This is a genomic window from Clostridium budayi (assembly GCF_055396605.1).
In genome coordinates, this window is the sequence record NZ_AP042456.1 from 1641335 (window position 1) to 1661557 (window position 20223).

A 20223-nucleotide genomic window follows, 5' to 3' on the forward strand; every position below is an offset into this window, starting at 1 on the left:
AATTAAAGGAATCATACAAAATATATGATTCCTTTAGCTTTATTATTTTTCTTCTGATTTTCCAAACATATTTTTAATTTTAAATTTAGCTTTTTCAAATATATTTGGTTTCTTTACATCTCTGTCTGAGTATATGTCTACTTCACCAACTTTATTATTACCAAGGTACACTTCACACTTACCTACTGTTTCTCCTGCTTGATATTGGTCTTTCATATTCTTTATAACTATTTTCTTTTCTAAGTTTCCATTATTACCTTTTTCTACTGTTGCTATAAGATCATTTTTAGCTTTAGCAGTAAAGAATTTATCTGTATTTTCACCCATGTATACATTTCCTATTTCTTCGTCTTTACTTACTATTTTCTTTCCTACAAATCTTGAGAATCCATGATTTAATAATATACTTGCATCCCTATTTCTAATCTTGTAAGTAGGAGCTCCCATAATAACCGCAAGCATTCTTACTCCATCTCTTGTTGCAGTAGCTGATATACAATATTTTGCTTCTGATGTATAACCTGTCTTTAATCCGTCACAACCTTTGAAGAATCTTACTAATTTATTATGATTTACAAGTTCAATTGGAGATTTTCTTCCCTCAGATATTGTTTCCATATAAGTCCCTGAGTACTTTAATATTTTATCATGTTTTAAAAGTTCTTTAGACATTAATGAAATATCTCTTGCAGTTGACATATGACCATCTGCTGGTAATCCTGTACAGTTTTTAAATGTAGTATTTTTCATACCAAGTTCTGAGGCTCTTTTATTCATAAGTTCAACAAAGCTTTCTTCTGATCCAGCTAAATATTCGGCCATTGCAACTGCAGCATCATTACCTGATGCAATAGCAATACCTTTAAATAAATCTTCTACACTTCTTATTTCACCAGTATCAAGTAACATTGTACTTCCGCCCATTTTTTTGGCATTTTCACTACATGTAACTTTATCTTGAAGTGATATCTTTCCAGAATCAACAGCTTCCATAGCAAGTAACATAGTCATTATTTTAGTAACAGATGCTGGTGCAAATTTTTCATCTGGATTTTTTTCATAGATAATTTTACCTGTTTTAGGTTCCATTAAGAATGCAGATTTTGCTTCTATATTCATACCACCTTCTTTTTTATCTTTATCATTTGCAAATGCTAGAATTGATGTAGTTGGTAGCATTAAGAATATTAAAGCTATACTAATTGTTTTCATAAGTTTTTTATAAATATTTTTCATCTTCTGTATCCTCCTCTCAAAATTATTATTTCCATTTGATGAAAATTTATCACCAAGTAAAATATATATTTATTTCTAATTTATTCTAAGAAGAAAATAAAAAAGAGATCAGACTTAAATCTAACCTCTTTTAATAAACTATCTAACTATATCATATATTAAAGGAATTTCTTTACCTTTTTCATTTTTAATTTCAATATTTTCTAGAAGATCTTCTTTAGCTTTATTAGCTTTTTCTAAATCATTTGCATAAATATAACCTAATATATCTCCATTTTCTACTTTATCTCCTCGTTTCTTTAAAAGCTTAATTCCTACTGATAAATCTATTACACTTTCTTTTGTCGCTCTACCAGCACCAAGTTCCATAGCTATAAGACCTAATTTTTCAGCATGTATTTTATTTATATATCCTGATTTATTTGATTTTACTTCTATTATATGTTTAGCTTGTGGGAATTTACTTACATCATCAACATATGAAGCATCTCCACCTTGTGCTTTTACAAACTCTTTAAGCTTTTCTAAAGCTTTTCCATTTTCAATATTTTCTTTTAAAAGTTTTCTACCTTCTTCTTCATCTTTAACTTTTCCGGCTAATATAAGCATATTGCTTCCAAGTGTTAAGGTTAATTCTAAAAGATCTTTAGGTCCATTTCCTTTTAATAAATCAATTGCTTCAATTACTTCTATTGCATTTCCAATTGCATATCCTAATGGCTGATCCATATCTGATATAACACCTATTGTTTTTCTTCCTACATTATTTCCTATATCAACCATTTCTCTAGCTAAAGCTTTGGCATCTTCTGGTGTCTTCATAAAAGCACCATCTCCAACCTTTACATCAAGAACTATTGCATCTGAACCAGAAGCTATTTTCTTACTCATTATACTTGATGCTATAAGTGACATATTATCAACAGTAGCTGTTACATCTCTTAATGCATATATCTTTTTATCAGCAGGTGCTAAATGTCCTGTTTGTGCAGCAACTGCTATTCCTTTTTTATTAACATTATCCATAAATTCTTTTTGATCTAATTGTACTGAAAAACCTTTAAATGACTCCAATTTATCAATAGTACCTCCAGTATGTCCAAGTCCTCTTCCTGACATCTTAGCAACTGGAACTCCACAACTTGCTACAAGTGGTGTTAAACATATTGTTGTTTTATCACCTACTCCACCAGTTGAATGTTTATCAACCTTTATTCCTTCTATATTTGATAAATCTAATTTATCACCTGAATTAACCATTGACATTGTTAAATCAGCAGTTTCTCTTTTATTCATTTTATTAAAAAATATTGCCATTAACAAAGCTGATGCTTGATAATCTGGAATCTCTCCATTAGTGTATCCTTGAACAAAGAAATCAATTTCCTCTTTTGTTAGCTCTTCTCCATTTCTCTTTTTTAATATTAAGTCATACATTCTCATAATTTTCTAAATCCTCCTTAGTATATACTCATATAATTTATATATTAATATATAATTTTTATCTTTTAAGATTTAATCGTTTTCTTTATGTATTTAAAACTCTATACTTTAAAGCTTAAGTGGATTATATAAACTATATATTATTTAATCCACTTTAAGCTCTATTTTAAATTTATCACAAAATTCTAAAATTCTGTAAAGACTTGCGTATTTATGTTCATTAATTCTAAATTTACTTAATGACACTAGTATATTTTTATACATCGCAATTCTCCCCTCATATCTCTTTCTAATCTTTTGATTTTTTACCTATTTATGCTCTTGGATGAGCATTTTTGTATACTAAATTAATTTTATCGCTATTTATTATTTCATAATAGGTATCCATATATGTTAATACCTGATTTCCTAAAAGTTTTTGTACAGCTCGTACATTTGCTCCATTTTGAAGCATATGAACTGCAAAAGAATGTCTAAAAGTATTTAAATTTACATCCTTTTTTATACCTGCTTTGTGAGAGTATTCTTTAACAATTCTCCATATCCCTTGTCTTGTAAGACCTTTACCATTTAAATTAACAAATAACTTATTAACTCCACTTTCTGCAACTTCATCCCTAACTAACATATATTCTTCAAGTGCTCTTATTGCACTTCTTCCTATTGGAATTAATCTTTCATAATGTTTATTGTCAGTGCACTTTACAAATGATAAATCCAAATTTATATCTTCAACATCTAAAGATATAAGTTCTGATACCTTCATTCCAGTAGCATACATAAGTTCTAATAACGCATTATCTCTTATACCTTTAACTCCATTTTTTTCAATCGATTTTATAATCTTATCTACCTCTTCTATAGTTAATATTTGTGGCAACTTTTTATTATTTTTGCTGCTTTTATATGATATCTTTGGAACATCATTTATTTTGCCACTATTTTTTAAGAACCCATAAAAACTTCTTAAACTTATAACTATCCTGTTTATAGACCTTTCTGATTTACCATCTTCTAATAAATGTTGTATATACGCTTTTATAGCTACATCATCACTTGTATAAATTTCCATATCTTTTGATTTTAGAAATTTAATATATAAGTTTACGTCTGTAACATAAGCATATACAGTATTTTCGCTTTTTTCATTGCTTAATAAATACCCTTTATAACTTTCAATAATTTCTAACATTACTCTCTCCTACACCATTGCTATTATATATATTCGACATTTTTTTTAGTTTTCCTTTATTTTTCTTTTGCTTACATATTTTTTATAAATAAAATTTAGTTAATACAAATTTTATAAGGTTTGGACAAATATATGTTTCTACTACTATTCCAATTATAAATATGCACAATAATATAATTATTATATTTAATCCACCTTTATAAAATATTAAATTTTTAATAGGTGTTTTTCTTATAAATTTTTCTTTAAACTTAGTAGTTGATAAACTAAGTGCCATAATACTTAACGCAATTAAACATGGAATATAAATTATATTTTGTGGTATTATAGAACTCAGTGCTATTCCTAGCCCCTTTCCATTAAAAGTAGTCAATAAAAAAGTAAATGTATATCCTATTGTAAATCCTTTTATTAGATCTATTCCTAATATTATAGGAGCTCCAAAGAATGTAAAACTAAATATTATTATTGGTACTATTAAAAGTATATTCTTTTTAAGCACATCTAATAACAAAATTCCATAATCTATTGGCTTTTTTCCAATACTATTTACAAAACTTGTATAATAACTTGTAAGGTCTTGCCTATCTGTCACGTTCATGCTTTTTACAGCACATACACCAAGGACTATACCAACGCAAAAGAATAATAATACTAATAAATAATATATTTTATGTTCTTCGAATGCATTGCCTATTTTTTTAGCCATTTCCTTCATCTTTCTATCCTCCTAAAGTTGTTATAAATAATATTATGATTTAAAATGCCAATATATTCTTACAACCTAAGGATATATATGTAAATAAAAATGCAAGCACTTAATTAAAAGTACTTGCATTAATTCTCATATATACATAAATGCTGAGATTGTTTTAGCATCTATTATTTCTCCACGCTTTATCATTTCTTTTATTTCAGATAGTTTATATGCTTTTACATTAATAAACTCATCTTCATCTCCACCTTTTACACCTTTATATAAGTTAGTTGCTTTAAAAATATTTATCTGTTCATCAGTAAATCCTGCACCTGTTGCTATTTTACCTAAATATTCTATATTATCAGATTTAAATCCTGTCTCTTCCTCAAGTTCTCTTATTGCACATACTTTTGGATCTTCACCTTTTTCTAGTTTACCTGCTGGTATCTCTATAAGGACTCTATCTAAAGCTGCTCTAAATTGCTCTACTAATAAAACTGTCTCATCATCTAAGAAAGCAAGTATTGCTGAAGCGCCAGGATGTCTTATAATATCTCTATTTCCTTTATTACCATCTGGTAATTCAACATCTAAACTTGTAAATTTTAAAAAGTTACCTTCGTATTTTAATTCTTCATTAATTATTTTTTCAACTAAATCCATATATTTTCTCCTTTTTATTTTTATTTAATATTATTATATCTAATATTTACCTTCTTCACAATTTTATAAATAAAAAGCATCAGATTAGTAGAAATTTCTCTACTAACTGATGCTACACTTTTTAATTAAATAATCCTTTAAACCAATTAACTATCTTATCTATAATACCTTCGTTATTTTGTTTTGTGTTTTCTTCATTGTTTTGATTTGTTACACCTTCAATATTTTTATTATTACCTGTAACAACTGCATTATCACCTAATGCTTCATTATTAGTTTCATTTAAAATTCCTACATTTTCACTTTGTTCGCTTTTATTATCTTCTTTATCTCCGCTGAAGAAATTTTTAATTCCATTCCATAAGTTTTGGAAGAAACCTGAATCTTTTATAGCTTGTCCTGACTCTTGTAAAGTATTTTTTATATTTTCACCAATGTCATTTAAAGTGCTTTTTAATTCATCGTAATTATATCCTTGTTTACCTATTTTAACCATAAGATCATTTAATTCTTCTTGTTGTTCTTTACTTAATTCTATTTTATAATTGTTAGTTACATTATTTATTATATTGTTAATTTGTTCTGGATCTTTTACTTTATCCTTAATTACTTCTGTCTTAACATCATTAACTACTCCTGCCGCCTTTTCTTGTCCAACATTTTCGTCCTTTGCTATATTACCAGTAGTAACTAACTCTTTATTTGCAAGTTCTTTCTTTTCTTTATTTAATTCTTTTCCAGTTGAATCTTCAAACCCTTTTAATATTCCAGTTAACGCTCCTGTTCCTGAAACTTGAAATGGTGCAGCTGCTATAACATTTGCATCATTTATTCCTGCTGTAACTAATGTATTAGATATCATAGATGCTGTTACCCATGTTAAGTTTACTGTTTTTACATTTATTCCTGATCCTGCTTTAGTAGGTTGTACATATGAACATGATATTGTTTTGCTTCCTATTTCAGCTGGTGTTGCAATTCCTTTTAATGCTTCTCTTTCTTCCTTATTATTTACCGTTATTAATTGATAAGTTCCTTCTTTTGCATTAAAGTACTTTAACATATTATCTTTTTGTTCTTTAGTTAGGTTTTCTCCAAGTGTAACAACATTAAACTGATCTGCGTATGCAAATATTGGCGTACTAGTTGTTATTAATGTTGCTAATGTTATTGCTGTTAATATTTTTTTTGCTTTCATATTTTTCTCCATTCTCTATAAGCTAATTTGTTTTTATTAACATTATATATTTATAATTATAATTTTAAAAGCTTAAAAAATTATTAACTATATATTAATTTATTCTTAGTTGTTAAATGTAGCTAATTTAATTTTTATTTTATTTATCATTTACATAAATTCTACACCATCCTTAAATGACTTAATTCTAAATATACCTCCAATTTCTATAACTATTATCGTCAAACTGTTCAAAAGCATATCCTATTAATTTTAATGTTGGTATATAGCTATTTTCACATAATAAATTATATACAGAATCACTTTTACTCATTAAAACATTTGCTAAATTAGATAAATAAACTTTATCCTCTCTTGTTCTTAATTTATTCGAAAACCACTCATAAGTTTTTGTACCCCAATAATTATCAAATCCTCTATCTATATACTTTAAATAATTACCTATTTCACTTATAGCTTCTTCATCTAAATTTCCAAATGGTCCATATATAGAACCAATCATTGATAATACAACATCATGACCAACTGGGCCTCTACCATCCTTATCATAAACCTGTCCAATATAAGCGTTATATACAGTACATCTTTTTGCAAGGTCCTCAACATTAGTATTTGATGCATAATCATATGCTGCTTTAAAATCATACTTCATAACAAAATTCTCCTTTTTATATATTAAAATTACAATTTTATACTTTTATATTAATTATAGTAATATAATCTATATGTTTCAATATCCATTTGTTTTATTTACATGTTTTTAACTATATATGTTATTATTTGGAAATGTTAGGCTTATTTAGATATAGTAAATCCGATTTTCTCGACTTATTTTACTATTGTTTGGTTTATGTTTAGTATTATCTTCAATAGCCTTGCTAACTGTTACTACTATCTATCCACCCATAGCATTAGCAAGGTAGCACAATGGATATTCCACCACCTTAATATTTAAAGTCCTTTAGGCATTGGACTTAAGGTATTTAATCCCCATAGATTTTCTGCATCGGCTCTATGTAACCTATAGATTTATTTAGAGTTGCTCTAAAGCTTGTACAACTAACCTATATTACTAAAAAAGAGTATAGGAAATAAAGCCTTGCATATCCTCATTTTTTGAAATATAATATAAATACGGTTTATTTATATCTCCTAGTGAGGTATGCAAAGTTTTATTAAACAATATTTAATTGTAAGTGTAGGAACTATTGGCGTAGTACCTACTATTTTTTTATCTATTTTTCATATTCTCTAAGGGAGAATATCTTTTATACTTTTCTCTTATATCTTCTATAGTTACATCTAAGTAAGCTTTTTCAGTTACAGTAACACTTGAATGTCCTAATATCTTAGATAACATGAATATATCTCCTCCACTTAAAAGAAATCTTCTTGCAAAATTATTTCTAAGTCCATGAGGTGTTATATTTTTATTTATTTTTGCTCTTTTAACATATTTCTTAAAACTTTTTTCAAAATTAGATGCTGTAAGAATCGTGCATCTAGTTGTCGTAAATAAAAGTTCCGTATCTTTTAATGCATCTTTAAACTTAATGCACCTATTTATATATTTAGACATTGTAATACTATAAAAAACATATCTATCCTTCTTTCCCTTTGTTACATCAGCACTTAATAAAATTGTCCTTCTTACTAAATCTACATCATTAATAGTCAAACTTAAACATTCACTTAACCTCATACCTGTATCCATAATAAGATTAATTATTATATAATCTCTATACTCTGAAAATTTAGTAATATCTATTTCTTTTATTAATTGTTTATATTCTTCGTCTGATAATTGATCTTTTACTCTCCTTTTTTCTTTAATAAATTTTGTTTTAGCAATATTATTAAATTTAATTAACCCATTATCATAAAGCCAATTAAAGAAAACTTTTATATTTCTAAGATAATTATTTAAAGTAGATGATGTTATTGGTTTACCTATATCACTTCTAAAATTCTGATAGTTTTTTTCTAAAGATTTCTCATCAGCAATAAAACTATACTTTCCTCTATCTTTAGTAAATTGAATATATTCTTCGAGTACTCCCTTATCAACTTCTTCTATATTCATAATTCCCTTTTCTTCTTCAAGGTATTTAGTAAATAAAGTTAATGATTGATAATAACTTTTAATAATTTTAGGAGCTAATCCTTTCAAAGTACAGCTATCAATAAAATCTTGTATATAACATATAAATTCTTTACTTTTCTTAATTCTTGGCATAAAAAAATACCTCCTACCTATCGAGTTTTGTAACCCAATAAATAAAAGGTATTTTAAAATTTTCTAATATTCACTTTATTGCTATAAGTAACGAAATTTGACGCTTATTTTTATAGTGTTTATTGGTATACCATTTCAGCAAACGGCTTATTTACAGGATTTAAGATACCTTATTTTTAAGTCTTAATTTGTCTGCAATGATTGCTATAAATTCTGAGTTAGTTGGCTTACCTTTATCATTATGAATTGTATATCCAAATAATTTATTTATAGCATCAACTTGTCCTCTTCCCCAAGCAACTTCTATAGCATGTCTAATTGCTCTTTCAACCCTTGATGCAGTTGTGTTATATTTCTTAGCTATTGATGGATATAATTCTTTAGTAACAGCTGATAATAATTCCATATCATTAACAACCATAGTTATAGCTTCTCTTAAGTACATATATCCTTTAATATGAGCTGGAACTCCTATTTCATGTATTATACTAGTTATTTCTGTTTCAAGATCTACAGGTTCATTGTAGGAAATAGTAGAGCTATGTGAAACCATTTCGCTAGCTGACATACCAGTTTGTTGTCTATTTACATTAGCATTTTTATTTATGCCAGTATTAAACATTTCTCTTATTCTCTTTGTGAAAATATCCATATCAAATGGTTTTACAACATAATAATCAGCACCTAATGTTATAGCTTGCTGAGTTATTTTGTCTTGTCCAACTGCTGATAATACAATAACTCTTGGACTCTTTTCTAAATTCATATTATTTAATCTTTCAAGTACCCCTAATCCATCTAAATGTGGCATTATTATATCTAAAACCACTAAATCTGGTTTTTTTGCCTCTATTAAAGTTAAAGCTTCCCTTCCATCTTTTGCGATACCTGTCACGACAATATCTTTTTGATTTAGTAAATAATCATTTAAAATACTACAAAACTCCTTATTGTCATCAGCTATAAGTACAGATATTTTTGAATCTTCCATGTTCTTCTCCCCTTTATCCATTTTATATTCCACAAATATTAACTCTATAAATTTTTATAACAACCTATTTAATAATTTTAATAATTTTTTCTAATTTTAACTATTCGACATTTATTAAATAAATCCTTTTTAATATTTATATGCGAAAATTATTGTAGAAATACTTAATTTAATTTATTATTTTAGTTTGAATTTTAAATATATCCCACTATTTGTAAATTATACACTACTTATATTGTTTCGTCTATAGTTTTCAGTAAATTTTTTCCAAATATTTTTATTTTATATATGTTTTCTTCTTTATTACGATTAAAATAATAAGGTAAGACAAAATTTTATCTTACCTTATTATTTAATTATTTAATTATTCCTGCATCTTCTAACATCCAATCTATATATATTCCATATCCAACATCAGGTTTATTTATAAGAACATGTGTTACTGCACCTATAATTTTTCCATTTTGGATAATTGGACTTCCACTCATACCCTGTATGATTCCACCAGTTTTTTCCAAAAGTTCTTTGTCTATTACTTTAATTATCATACTTTTTGGCCCTTTTACTTCTTGATTTAATCTTTTAACAATTTCAATCTCATATTCTTTTGGACCATTTTCATCAATTGTTGTAATTATTTTTGCTTTACCAATATTTACTTCATCTCTAAATCCTACAGGCATAGGATCTTTTAAATTTTTCAATATATTTTTATTTTCTTTTGTACCAAATATTCCGCATTGTGTATTTTTCTTTATATTTCCTATTGGTTCATCTTCATTTGTAAAAATTCCTTTTAATTCTCCAGGAGAACCTTTTTCACCTTTTCTTAAACTAATTACTGATGCATCAAGTAACTCTCCAGATTTAACTGTAAATTTAGTATTTGTATCTCCATCTGTTATAGGGTGTCCAAGCGCTCCAAAATTTCCACTTGCTTCATGATAAAAAGTAAGTGTTCCAACTCCTGCAGTAGAATCTCTAACCCACAAACCTAATTTATATTCATCATCTTCTTTTTTTAATTTAACCTCTTTATTTAATGTTTTTCCATCTCTTTCTATTGTTAACATAGCTTTATCTTTAGTAGAATTTTTTATTATTCTTAAAACTTCTTTGCTTGTATAAACCCTTTTACCGTTTATTTGAGTAATTAAGTCTCCAAGTTCTATATTTGATTCTTTTGCTGGACTTTCTGTAGTCATATTTTCTTTTACTAAATCAGAAAATCCTACTACTAATACTCCATTTGCTGAAAGCCTAACACCTACACTTGTTCCACCTGGATATAACTTTAGATCTTTTGCACTACGTACTTCTACAGACTTTAGAGGAATTAAGCCCATAAAGCTAATATCAACTTTATTCCCATTATGCTTCACATATCCTAAAGGATTGATATCTTTAAATACTGAAGTCGTTTCTACATCTTGATTAGTATATACCTTATCAGGCATATCTTTAAGAGTAAAAATAGTAGTTAACATTAGTAAAACTATAAATGTCATAAAAAAACTGATTGATTTTATAATTCTCTTTTTCATCTCTTCTCCTCCTTTGCCTTCTAATCTTAAGTTACCCTCTAGACATGCCTTATATTCTGTATTAACTTTACTATAATAGACAAATTTTTTTAAAATAAAAAAATAAAACCACAGAAATTCTGCAGTTTTATTCTTTCCATATATCCTTTAAGATATGTATTATAAAGCTTTTAATTGTATTTTTTTTATATTAGAGTTTTCAAACATTTCTCTTACATTTTCCAAAGTTGTATTACTTACACTATCTCCACCTAACATAGTTGCAACTTGATATATTTTTTCATCATTAGATAAAAGTCTTATCTTTGTGAATGTTTTCTCATTTATTACTTCTTTAGAAACAAAATAATGATGATCAGATAGAATTGCTATTTGTGGAAGATGAGTTATGCAAAGTACTTGATGATTTTTTGAAACTTGATACATTTTTTCTCCAACTCTTTGTCCAACTTGACCACTTATTCCAGTATCTATTTCATCAAAAATAAGAGTTTCAATATCATCTTTATCTGCAAAAACACATTTTAACGCTAACATTATTCTTGAAAGTTCTCCACCAGATAATACCTTTTCTAAAGATTTTAATGGTTCACCAGGATTTGTTGAAATCATAAATATAACATCATCAAATCCTTTTTCATTAAATGTTTCTTGCATATTTATTAATATTTCCATCCTAGATTTATCTAATCCAACATAATCAAGTTCCTTTAGTATTTTATCTTGGAGTTCTTTACTATGTTTTTTTCTTATTTTGCTTATTTTTTCTCCAATAATTTTCATTTTTGAAAGAACTAAAGCCTCTTTTTCTTCAAGTTCTTTTATTATTTCTTCAGCATGAATAAGTTCTTCATGTTTCTTTTTTAAATTATTAAAATTTTCTATAACAGCTTCTACAGAACCGCCATATTTCTTTTTATAATTATTTATAACAAATAATCTTTCATTTATTCTTTCAAGCTCTACTTCATCATATTGAATATCTTCTGTCATGAATCTTAATTCACGCGATACTTCCTCTATATTATAGAATGCCTCTTCTATAACTTCTCTTTTTTCTTTTATTTTACATAAGTGTTGTTCAATAGATGTGAGTTCTGATATAACTTTTGATAAAGTCTCAAGAACATTAGAGCCTTCATTGCAGCTTAAATAATTATAACTAGTACTTATACCATGAGTTATTTTTTCTGCATTAGATAATATGTTAAATTCTTCTCTAAGCTCTTCTTCTTCACCAATTTTTAGTTTTCCTTTTTCAATATCTTCTATTTGAAATTCTATATAATCAATAAGTTTTTCACTGTCCTTATTACCACTTATAGATTTAATTTTTTCTTTTATGTTTAATAGCTCTTCTCTTAATTTCGTAAATTCAGCAATTTCTTTTTCAACTTCATAACCTATGTAACTATCTAAATAATTAACATGACTACCTCTATTTAAAAGATCCTGATTTTGGTGTTGTCCATGTATGTCTAATAGTTTTTCTCTTATTCTTTTAAGTTGTGTTACAATTAAACTTTTACCATTTACCTTAACAATACTTTTGCCACTTATTAAAGTTTCTCTAAGTATTATTAATGTATCATCATACTCTATTTCAAGTTCATCTAATACATTGCATACATTACTATCTTTTATATCAAATATAGCCTCAACTGATGTTTTATTTTCACCAGTTCTAATTAAATCTTTAGAAAATTTTCCACCTAGTACATAATCAATCGCATCTATTAATATTGATTTACCCGCACCTGTTTCTCCAGATAATATATTAAATCCTTTTCCTAAATCTATAGAAATATCCTCTATTAGTGCAAAATTTTTAATACTTAGTTGAATTAACATTTATATCACCTTTTATTAATCAATTCTACTTTTTATTCTATCTACTATTTCTTCTGCACCACTTAAAGTTCTAACTAGGATAAAAATTGTATTATCTCCTGCAACTGTTCCTGCTATATCTTCAAAACCTAATGTATCTATAGCCTCTGCTGCAGCTGAGGCTCCACCTGTAAAAGTTTTTACTACTACCATTTTGTCAACATTTTCAACATGAGTTACTGCATTTGATAAAATGTTTGCAAGTTTATCAGAAATATTAGATGACTCTTTTGTTGGCACAACATATTTATAACTACCTGTAGATGATTGCATTTTTAAAAGCTTTAAATTTTTAATATCTCTTGAAACAGTAGCTTGAGTAACATCAAAGCCTAATTTTTTTAATTCTTCTGCAAGTTCTTCTTGTGTCTCAATATCTTTATTTTTAATTATTTCTAATATTTTTTCATGTCTTTTTGATTTCAATGTATCTCACCATCTCATTCTATTATTTATTTAAAATTTTTGTTCTAAGTACTTCAAAATAATCATAATCATCAAATTGTATTAATTTAGCTTCTTTTTCAGTTCTATCTATTTCAATTGTTGCCTTTTTATCGACTTCATATACCTTTTGTCCATCAACTGTAAGATAAACATCTTCTTCTTCATGAGATGTTTTTACTGTTATCTTACTATCACCTCTTAAAACCATAGTTTGCATGCTTTTCGTATGAGGACATATTGGAGTTATAAGTATAACGTCCAAATCTGGATATATAAATGGTCCCCCTGCAGAAAATGAATAAGCAGTAGAACCAGTAGGTGTTGCAATAATTAGACCATCTCCATTAAAAGAAGCATAATATTTATCATCTACATATATATTAAACTTAGTCATTCTTGACAAAGTTCCTCTTGCTATGACTATATCATTTAATGCAATTTGCTCTGATCTTTTTATATTATTAATACTACATTTTAAAAGCATTCTCTCTTCTATTTTAAACATATTGTTTTTAATTTTATATAACGCTTTATCTACTTCTGATATATCTATACTACTTAAAAATCCTAGATTCCCTATATTTATTCCTAAAAGAGGTATATCTAAATTATTTGATATTTTTCTTGCTACACTTAATAATGTACCATCTCCTCCAAGAACTATTAAAACATCTAAATCTTCTGATATATCTTTATATGTTAATTTATAAGTATTAAAAATTTCTATATCTGCATCTTTAAATACTTTTTTTAATTTTTGTAGTACTAAGTTTACAATAATTCCTTTAGGATCTTTTGATGGATTTATTGCAATACCTATATGATTCATGGTACACCACCTTTATATTTCTGTATGTGACGCAGAAACTACTGCTTCTATATCTTCCATTTTAAAATTACTTTCTTTATTTTTATCCTTTGAGAAGTATACAAGATATTCTATATTTCCCTCCGGTCCTTTAATAGGTGAGTAGCTTATTCCTAGAACATTTAAATCATGCTCTAATAAATAGTTTACTATTCCAAAAACTACTTCTTTATGAGTACTTTCTTCTCTTACTACTCCTTTTTTACCTACCTTTTCTCTTCCAGCTTCAAACTGTGGCTTTATTAAAGCTACAACTTCTCCATTATCTTTTAATAGATTTATAGTAGCTGGCATTATTGTTTTTAAAGAAATAAATGATACGTCTATAGATGCAAAATCTAATTTTTCTCCAATATCTTCTGGAGTTACATATCTTATATTAGTTCTTTCCATGCAAACAACTCTCTCATCAGTTCTAAGTTTCCAAGCGAATTGTCCATATCCAACATCTACAGAGAATACTTTACTTGCTCCATTTTGAAGCATACAGTCTGTAAATCCACCTGTTGATGCACCTATATCCATACAAACTTTACCTTCTAATTTAAGTGGGAATTCTTTTAATGCCTTTTCAAGTTTAAGGCCACCTCTACTTACATAAGGGATAGTATCTCCTTTAAATTCAATATTAGCATTAACACTAACCTTTGCCCCTGCTTTATCTACTCTTTGACCATCAACAAATACTTTTCCTGCCATAATATTTGTTTTAGCTCTTTCTCTTGATGATATTATTCCCTTTTCTACTAATAAAATATCAAGTCTTTCTTTTTTATCTGACATTTTTTTCTCCTCTTGTATTTAACAATTTTATTACTTGTTCCTTTATTCCTTTTGGATCTAGTTTTGCATCTTTATAAAGTGCTGATATATCACCTTGTTCAATAAATTTATTATTATATCCTAATGCTTTAAATTTTCCTTTAAATCCGTATTCATTTAAAGATAATAAGATGCTTGAACCTAGTCCTCCATGAATAATGTTATCTTCTACAGTTATTATATCATATCCACCATTTACTAATTGTCTTAATACTCCTTCATCTAATGGCTTTATAAATGTTGCATTTATAACTTTGGGAAAAATACCTTCTTTATTTAAAAGTTCTTTTGCTAAAATAGAATGTTGAGTCATTTTCCCAGTTGCTATTATTGCAATTTTGCTATCTTGACCTTCATCTATAATTTCCCATTTCCCAAATTCTAATCTATTACATCCTTTAAGACCTTCTATTATATCTCCACCTCTTGGATATCTTATGGCTACTGGTGTTCCTTTTTTTAGGGCCCACTTTAACATAATATCAACTTCATCTAAACACTTTGGTGCAAGCATTGTAAGATTAGGTATCATTGTAAGGTATGAGATATCAAAAATACCTTGATGTGTTTCTCCATCTTCTCCAACTATCCCAGCTCTATCTATTGCAAAAACTACTGGTAGGTTTTGAATACATACATCATGTAAAACTTGGTCATAAGCTCTTTGTAAAAATGTAGAGTATACTGCAAATACAGGTTTTAACCCAGCTGTAGCCATTCCCGCTGCAAGTGTTACAGCATGTTGTTCTGCTATACCAACATCAAAAAATCTATCTTTAAATTTTTTTCTAAAATCATTTAATCCAGTACCATCTGGCATTGCTGCTGTTATTGCAACTACACTATCATCTGATTCTGCAATTTCTACTAATGATTTACCAAAAACTTTTGAATAATTACATCTTGCTGTATTTATAGGTTCACCATTTTCTAGATTAAAAGGAGATACCCCGTGATATTTATCAGGACTCTTTTCTGCAAGTTCATATCCTTTTCCCTTTTGAGTTGCAACATGAATTATAACAGGTCCATCTATATTCTTAGCTCTTGATAGTATTTTTTTCATTTCTTCTATATTATGTCCATCTATAGGGCCTAAATATTTTATTCCCATATCCTCAAATAACATTGATGGAACTATAAGTTGTTTTATACTATCTTTTAACTTACCTAATTTTTTAGCAAGCTTTTTCCCTGAAGGTGTATTTTTAAGTTTTTTATTTAGACCTTCTTTAAATCTATTATATTCTGGTTCTATTCTTATCTTATTTAAATATGATGATAAGCCTCCAACATTTGTTGAAATTGACATTTGATTATCATTTAATATAACAATCATTTTTGTTTTGGTAAATCCTAAATCATTTAATGCTTCTAATGCCATTCCTCCTGTTAAAGCCCCATCACCAATTACAGCTATTACATTACTATCTTCTTTTTTTAAATCTCTAGCACGTGCCATTCCAAGTGCTGCTGATATTGATGTACTACTATGGCCAGTATCAAAGAAATCATATTTACTTTCATTTCTTTTGGGGAATCCACTCATCCCATTATATTTTCTAAGTTTATCAAAATTCTCTTTTCTGCCAGTAAGTATTTTATGTATGTACGTTTGATGTCCTACATCCCAAACTATCTTGTCTTTTTCTAAATCAAATTCACTAAATAAACTTAGTGTAAGTTCTACTACACCTAGATTTGATGCTAAGTGACCGCCTGTCTTTGATACTGAATCTATTAAAAAACTTCTAATTTCATCTGATAACTCATACATCTCAGGTACGGTTAAATTTCTTACGTCATTAGGAGATTTTATTTCATTTAAAATATCCTTCATACTATCCCAACCCTCTTTTTAATATTCCCTTTTTAATAGGTTACATGTAAGTTCAACTAAAGTATCGGTATTTACCGTTAGGGAATTGAGTATTTCAATACATTCTTCTGTTATAGATTTACACATATCTTTACATTTTTCTATGCCGTATACAGATACAAAATTAGTCTTATCTTTTTCATCATCTGCATGTATCTTTTTACCTAATTTCTCTTCATTACCTAGTACATCTAATAGATCATCTTTTATTTGGAAAACTAGACCTAGCTTTTTACCAAATTCATCAAGTTTTTTTATATCTTCTTTTGGAGCTTTACCAAGAATTGCTCCAGATACAATAGATGCTCTTATTAATTCACCTGTCTTTTTAAGATGCATATACTTTAATTCATCTTCTGATATATTTCTTCCTTCTCCTAAAATATCAACAACTTGCCCCCCGATCATTCCATCTGATCCTGCAGCTTTAGATATTTCAAGTGATGCTTCTATTGCATGTTCACCATTATCTTTAATATTTTCCATAAGTAATATCATAGCTTCATTTAATAATGCATCTCCAGCTAAAACTGCCATATTTTCGCCATATACTTTGTGATTTGTAGGCTTACCTCTTCTTAAGTCGTCATCATCCATACATGGTAAATCATCATGTATAAGAGAGTACGTATGTATCATCTCTATTGCAGATGCCATTTTAAGAGCATTTTTCCATTCACCAGTATATGCCTTATAACAAAGTAATGTTAGGATAGGTCTTACTCTTTTACCTCCAACATTTAAGCTATAACTTTGTGCATCATAAATTATTTTATTATACCCTTCTTTACCTTTAAAATAATCATTTAAATATGAATCTATTTCATATTTTAAATCATTAATACTCATCACTATAATCAAACTCCACTTCTTCTTCATCTCTTACTTTAGATATTTTTCCTTCATAAGTATTTAATGTCTTATAAAGTTTATTTACTAATTTAATACCTTTTTCGTATTCTTTTATAGCATCTTCTATATTTAATTCATTGCTTTCAAGATTTTCTAATGTATCCTTTAAGTTTTGAAGTGTCTCCTCATAACTAACTTTCTTCGCCATATTTTTCTCCTTTTTAATTAGGATTAAATTTCCCTTTTATACTTCCATCTTTAAATATAATCTCAATATTTTTGCTTTCTTTAAGTTCATCCTTGCTTTTTATAACCCCATTTTCATCTTTAACAATAGAAAAACCTTTATCTAATATTGTTAATGGGTTATTTGCTATTAAAAGCATATTAAGTTCTCTTAATTTATTTTTTTCTTCATTTAATCTATTTATAATGATTTTATTTAAATCCTTTTTTATCCTATCTAATTCAATATATGAATTGCTTATTTTAGCAATTGGTGAATGAAGAGATAAAATTTTTTCTAAAGATTCTAATCGATTTTTTTCTCTATTTATTATACTATCAACATTTTTATTTAGTAAAGTTTTTATATTTAAAAGCTCTACAACTATATCTTGTTTATTTGCAACAGCAATTTCTGCTGCTTGAGATGGTGTTGCAGCTCTTAAATCTGACACAAAATCTGAGATAGTATAGTCTACTTCATGCCCTACAGCTGATATTATAGGAATTTTTGATTTAAATATTGCATATGCAAGCTCTTCTTCATTAAAGTTCCAAAGTTCCTCTATAGAACCTCCACCTCTTCCTATTATAATAACATCAACTGATTTTTTTAAATTAAAATAATTTATTCCATCTATTATTGTTTTATATCCACCCTCTCCTTGAACTTTAGCAGGATATAATACGATATCAACAGAAGAATTTCTTCTTCTTGAAACATTTAATATATCATGAATCGCAGCTCCAGTATCAGCTGTTACAACCCCTAATCTTTTTATATTCTGTGGTATCTCTTTTTTGTGTTTATTATCAAATAAACCTTCTTTTGAAAGCTTATCTTTAAGCTTTTCAAATTTAATATGAAGCGTTCCAACTCCACTTTCCTCTATTTCTCTACAATATAATTGAAGACTTCCTGTTGCCTGATAAATTGATGCTCTAGCCTTAACTATAACTTCTAATCCTTCTTTTAAAGTAAAGTCTAAATTAATAGCATCACTTTTAAACATTATACAGTTTATCTTTCCTAAATCATCTTTTAATGAAAAATATATATGACCACTAGAATGATACTTTAAATTAGAAATCTCTCCTTTTACAGAGAGATTATTTAATATAAAGTCATTATCTATAGTTTTTTTAATGTAATTATTAACCTCTGAAACCCCTAAAATTTTAATTCTCATCTTTTTCAATTGCCTCACAAACATTTTTTATTAGGAGAGTTGTTGTAAGTGCACCTACACCTCCAGGTACTGGTGTTATTAATGATACTTTATCTAAAACATCATCAAAGTCAACATCTCCAGTAATTTTACCTTCAAAAGACGATGTACCAACATCAATTATAACTGCACCATCTTTAATATACTCTGAATTAATAAATTTTGGTTTTCCTATTGCAACAACTAATATATCTGCCTTTTTACAAACCTCTTTTAAATTTTTAGTTCTTGAATGACAAATAGTTACTGTAGCATTTTCGTTTAAAAGCAGTTGCACAGCTGGCTTACCTACTATGTTACTTCTCCCTAAAACCACAACTTCTTTTCCTTCAAGTTCTATATTCTTACTTTTAAGTAATGTTAAAATTGAATTTGGAGTACATGGTTTAAACCCTTCCTCACCTAAATATAGCTTACCAACACTTTCATAAGTTAAGCAATCTATATCTTTTTTAGGTGAAATTGTGTTTATTATATTTTTTTCATTTATTCCTTTTGGAAGTGGAAGTTGAATCATTATTCCATGTACAGAATCATCTAAATTTAATTTTATTATTAAATCTTTAAGTTCCTCTTCTTTTATGCTATCTTCTAATATTATCTTATCAAATAAAACTCCAAGAGAAGTTGCTACCTTCTCTTGTGAATTTAGATAGTATATTGATCCACCATCATTTCCAACTAATATTGATGCAATCTTAGGTAATTTAAGCCCCTTTAGGTTTCTTTCTTCTATAAAATTTTTAATATTTTCTTTTATATCCTTAGAAACCTCTCTACCATTTATTATTTTATCCAAATAAATACC

The 20223-nt window shown here is 27.4% G+C and carries 19 protein-coding genes; all 19 read right to left on the minus strand.

The window, feature by feature from the left end:
- Positions 1 to 42 precede the first annotated feature (42 nt).
- Positions 43 to 1179: a D-alanyl-D-alanine carboxypeptidase family protein gene (locus ACZ5TJ_RS07750; RefSeq protein ID WP_464202297.1), complete on the minus strand. Its 1137-nt coding sequence runs from the start codon at positions 1177 to 1179 to the stop codon at positions 43 to 45.
- Between the two features lie 195 nt (positions 1180 to 1374).
- Entirely contained in the window at positions 1375 to 2679 is a 1305-nt protein-coding gene (locus ACZ5TJ_RS07755; protein ID WP_464198507.1) for a pyrimidine-nucleoside phosphorylase, read from the minus strand.
- A 313-nt stretch (positions 2680 to 2992) separates the two neighbouring features.
- Entirely contained in the window at positions 2993 to 3871 is an 879-nt protein-coding gene (locus ACZ5TJ_RS07760; RefSeq protein ID WP_464198509.1) for a tyrosine-type recombinase/integrase, read from the minus strand.
- An 82-nt stretch (positions 3872 to 3953) separates the two neighbouring features.
- Complete coding sequence (spoIIM, locus tag ACZ5TJ_RS07765; protein WP_045726336.1) at positions 3954 to 4589, minus strand: stage II sporulation protein M; 636 nt, start codon at positions 4587 to 4589, stop codon at positions 3954 to 3956.
- A gap of 126 nt (positions 4590 to 4715) precedes the next feature.
- Positions 4716 to 5234 carry an NUDIX hydrolase gene (locus ACZ5TJ_RS07770; protein ID WP_464198515.1) on the minus strand — a complete coding sequence of 173 codons (519 nt, stop codon included), beginning with the start codon at positions 5232 to 5234 and terminating at the stop codon, positions 4716 to 4718.
- A 121-nt stretch (positions 5235 to 5355) separates the two neighbouring features.
- Positions 5356 to 6432 (minus strand): DUF1002 domain-containing protein, encoded by a 1077-nt coding sequence (locus ACZ5TJ_RS07775; protein ID WP_464198517.1) that lies wholly within the window; start codon positions 6430 to 6432, stop codon positions 5356 to 5358.
- A 187-nt stretch (positions 6433 to 6619) separates the two neighbouring features.
- Complete coding sequence (locus ACZ5TJ_RS07780) at positions 6620 to 7084, minus strand: hypothetical protein (RefSeq protein WP_464198519.1); 465 nt, start codon at positions 7082 to 7084, stop codon at positions 6620 to 6622.
- A 579-nt stretch (positions 7085 to 7663) separates the two neighbouring features.
- Complete coding sequence (locus ACZ5TJ_RS07785; protein ID WP_464198521.1) at positions 7664 to 8668, minus strand: tyrosine-type recombinase/integrase; 1005 nt, start codon at positions 8666 to 8668, stop codon at positions 7664 to 7666.
- A gap of 160 nt (positions 8669 to 8828) precedes the next feature.
- Positions 8829 to 9659: a sporulation transcription factor Spo0A gene (spo0A, locus tag ACZ5TJ_RS07790; protein WP_464198523.1), complete on the minus strand. Its 831-nt coding sequence runs from the start codon at positions 9657 to 9659 to the stop codon at positions 8829 to 8831.
- Positions 9660 to 10015: 356 nt separating this feature from the next.
- Positions 10016 to 11203: a SpoIVB peptidase gene (gene spoIVB / locus ACZ5TJ_RS07795; protein WP_464198525.1), complete on the minus strand. Its 1188-nt coding sequence runs from the start codon at positions 11201 to 11203 to the stop codon at positions 10016 to 10018.
- A 159-nt stretch (positions 11204 to 11362) separates the two neighbouring features.
- Positions 11363 to 13054 carry a DNA repair protein RecN gene (recN, locus tag ACZ5TJ_RS07800; protein WP_464198527.1) on the minus strand — a complete coding sequence of 564 codons (1692 nt, stop codon included), beginning with the start codon at positions 13052 to 13054 and terminating at the stop codon, positions 11363 to 11365.
- Positions 13055 to 13069: 15 nt separating this feature from the next.
- On the minus strand, positions 13070 to 13519 hold the full coding sequence (locus ACZ5TJ_RS07805; RefSeq protein ID WP_464198529.1) for an arginine repressor: 450 nt from the start codon (positions 13517 to 13519) through the stop codon (positions 13070 to 13072).
- A gap of 22 nt (positions 13520 to 13541) precedes the next feature.
- Positions 13542 to 14369: an NAD(+)/NADH kinase gene (locus ACZ5TJ_RS07810; protein WP_464198531.1), complete on the minus strand. Its 828-nt coding sequence runs from the start codon at positions 14367 to 14369 to the stop codon at positions 13542 to 13544.
- Between the two features lie 12 nt (positions 14370 to 14381).
- On the minus strand, positions 14382 to 15191 hold the full coding sequence (locus ACZ5TJ_RS07815; RefSeq protein WP_464198533.1) for a TlyA family RNA methyltransferase: 810 nt from the start codon (positions 15189 to 15191) through the stop codon (positions 14382 to 14384).
- Complete coding sequence (gene dxs / locus ACZ5TJ_RS07820) at positions 15181 to 17070, minus strand: 1-deoxy-D-xylulose-5-phosphate synthase (protein ID WP_464198535.1); 1890 nt, start codon at positions 17068 to 17070, stop codon at positions 15181 to 15183. The genes ACZ5TJ_RS07815 and dxs overlap by 11 nt, the downstream gene beginning before the upstream one ends.
- Positions 17071 to 17088: 18 nt before the next feature.
- Entirely contained in the window at positions 17089 to 17958 is an 870-nt protein-coding gene (locus ACZ5TJ_RS07825; protein ID WP_464202298.1) for a polyprenyl synthetase family protein, read from the minus strand.
- A complete protein-coding gene (gene xseB / locus ACZ5TJ_RS07830) occupies positions 17948 to 18169 on the minus strand; it encodes an exodeoxyribonuclease VII small subunit (protein ID WP_039315867.1) in 222 nt (73 codons plus the stop codon). Before xseB ends, ACZ5TJ_RS07825 begins: the two co-directional genes overlap by 11 nt.
- Positions 18170 to 18182: 13 nt before the next feature.
- Entirely contained in the window at positions 18183 to 19376 is a 1194-nt protein-coding gene (xseA, locus tag ACZ5TJ_RS07835) for an exodeoxyribonuclease VII large subunit (RefSeq protein ID WP_464198537.1), read from the minus strand.
- Positions 19366 to 20214, minus strand: a complete 849-nt coding sequence (locus ACZ5TJ_RS07840) for a tetrahydrofolate dehydrogenase/cyclohydrolase catalytic domain-containing protein (RefSeq protein ID WP_338586254.1) — start codon at positions 20212 to 20214, stop codon at positions 19366 to 19368. Before ACZ5TJ_RS07840 ends, xseA begins: the two co-directional genes overlap by 11 nt.
- Positions 20215 to 20223: the final 9 nt, after the last annotated feature.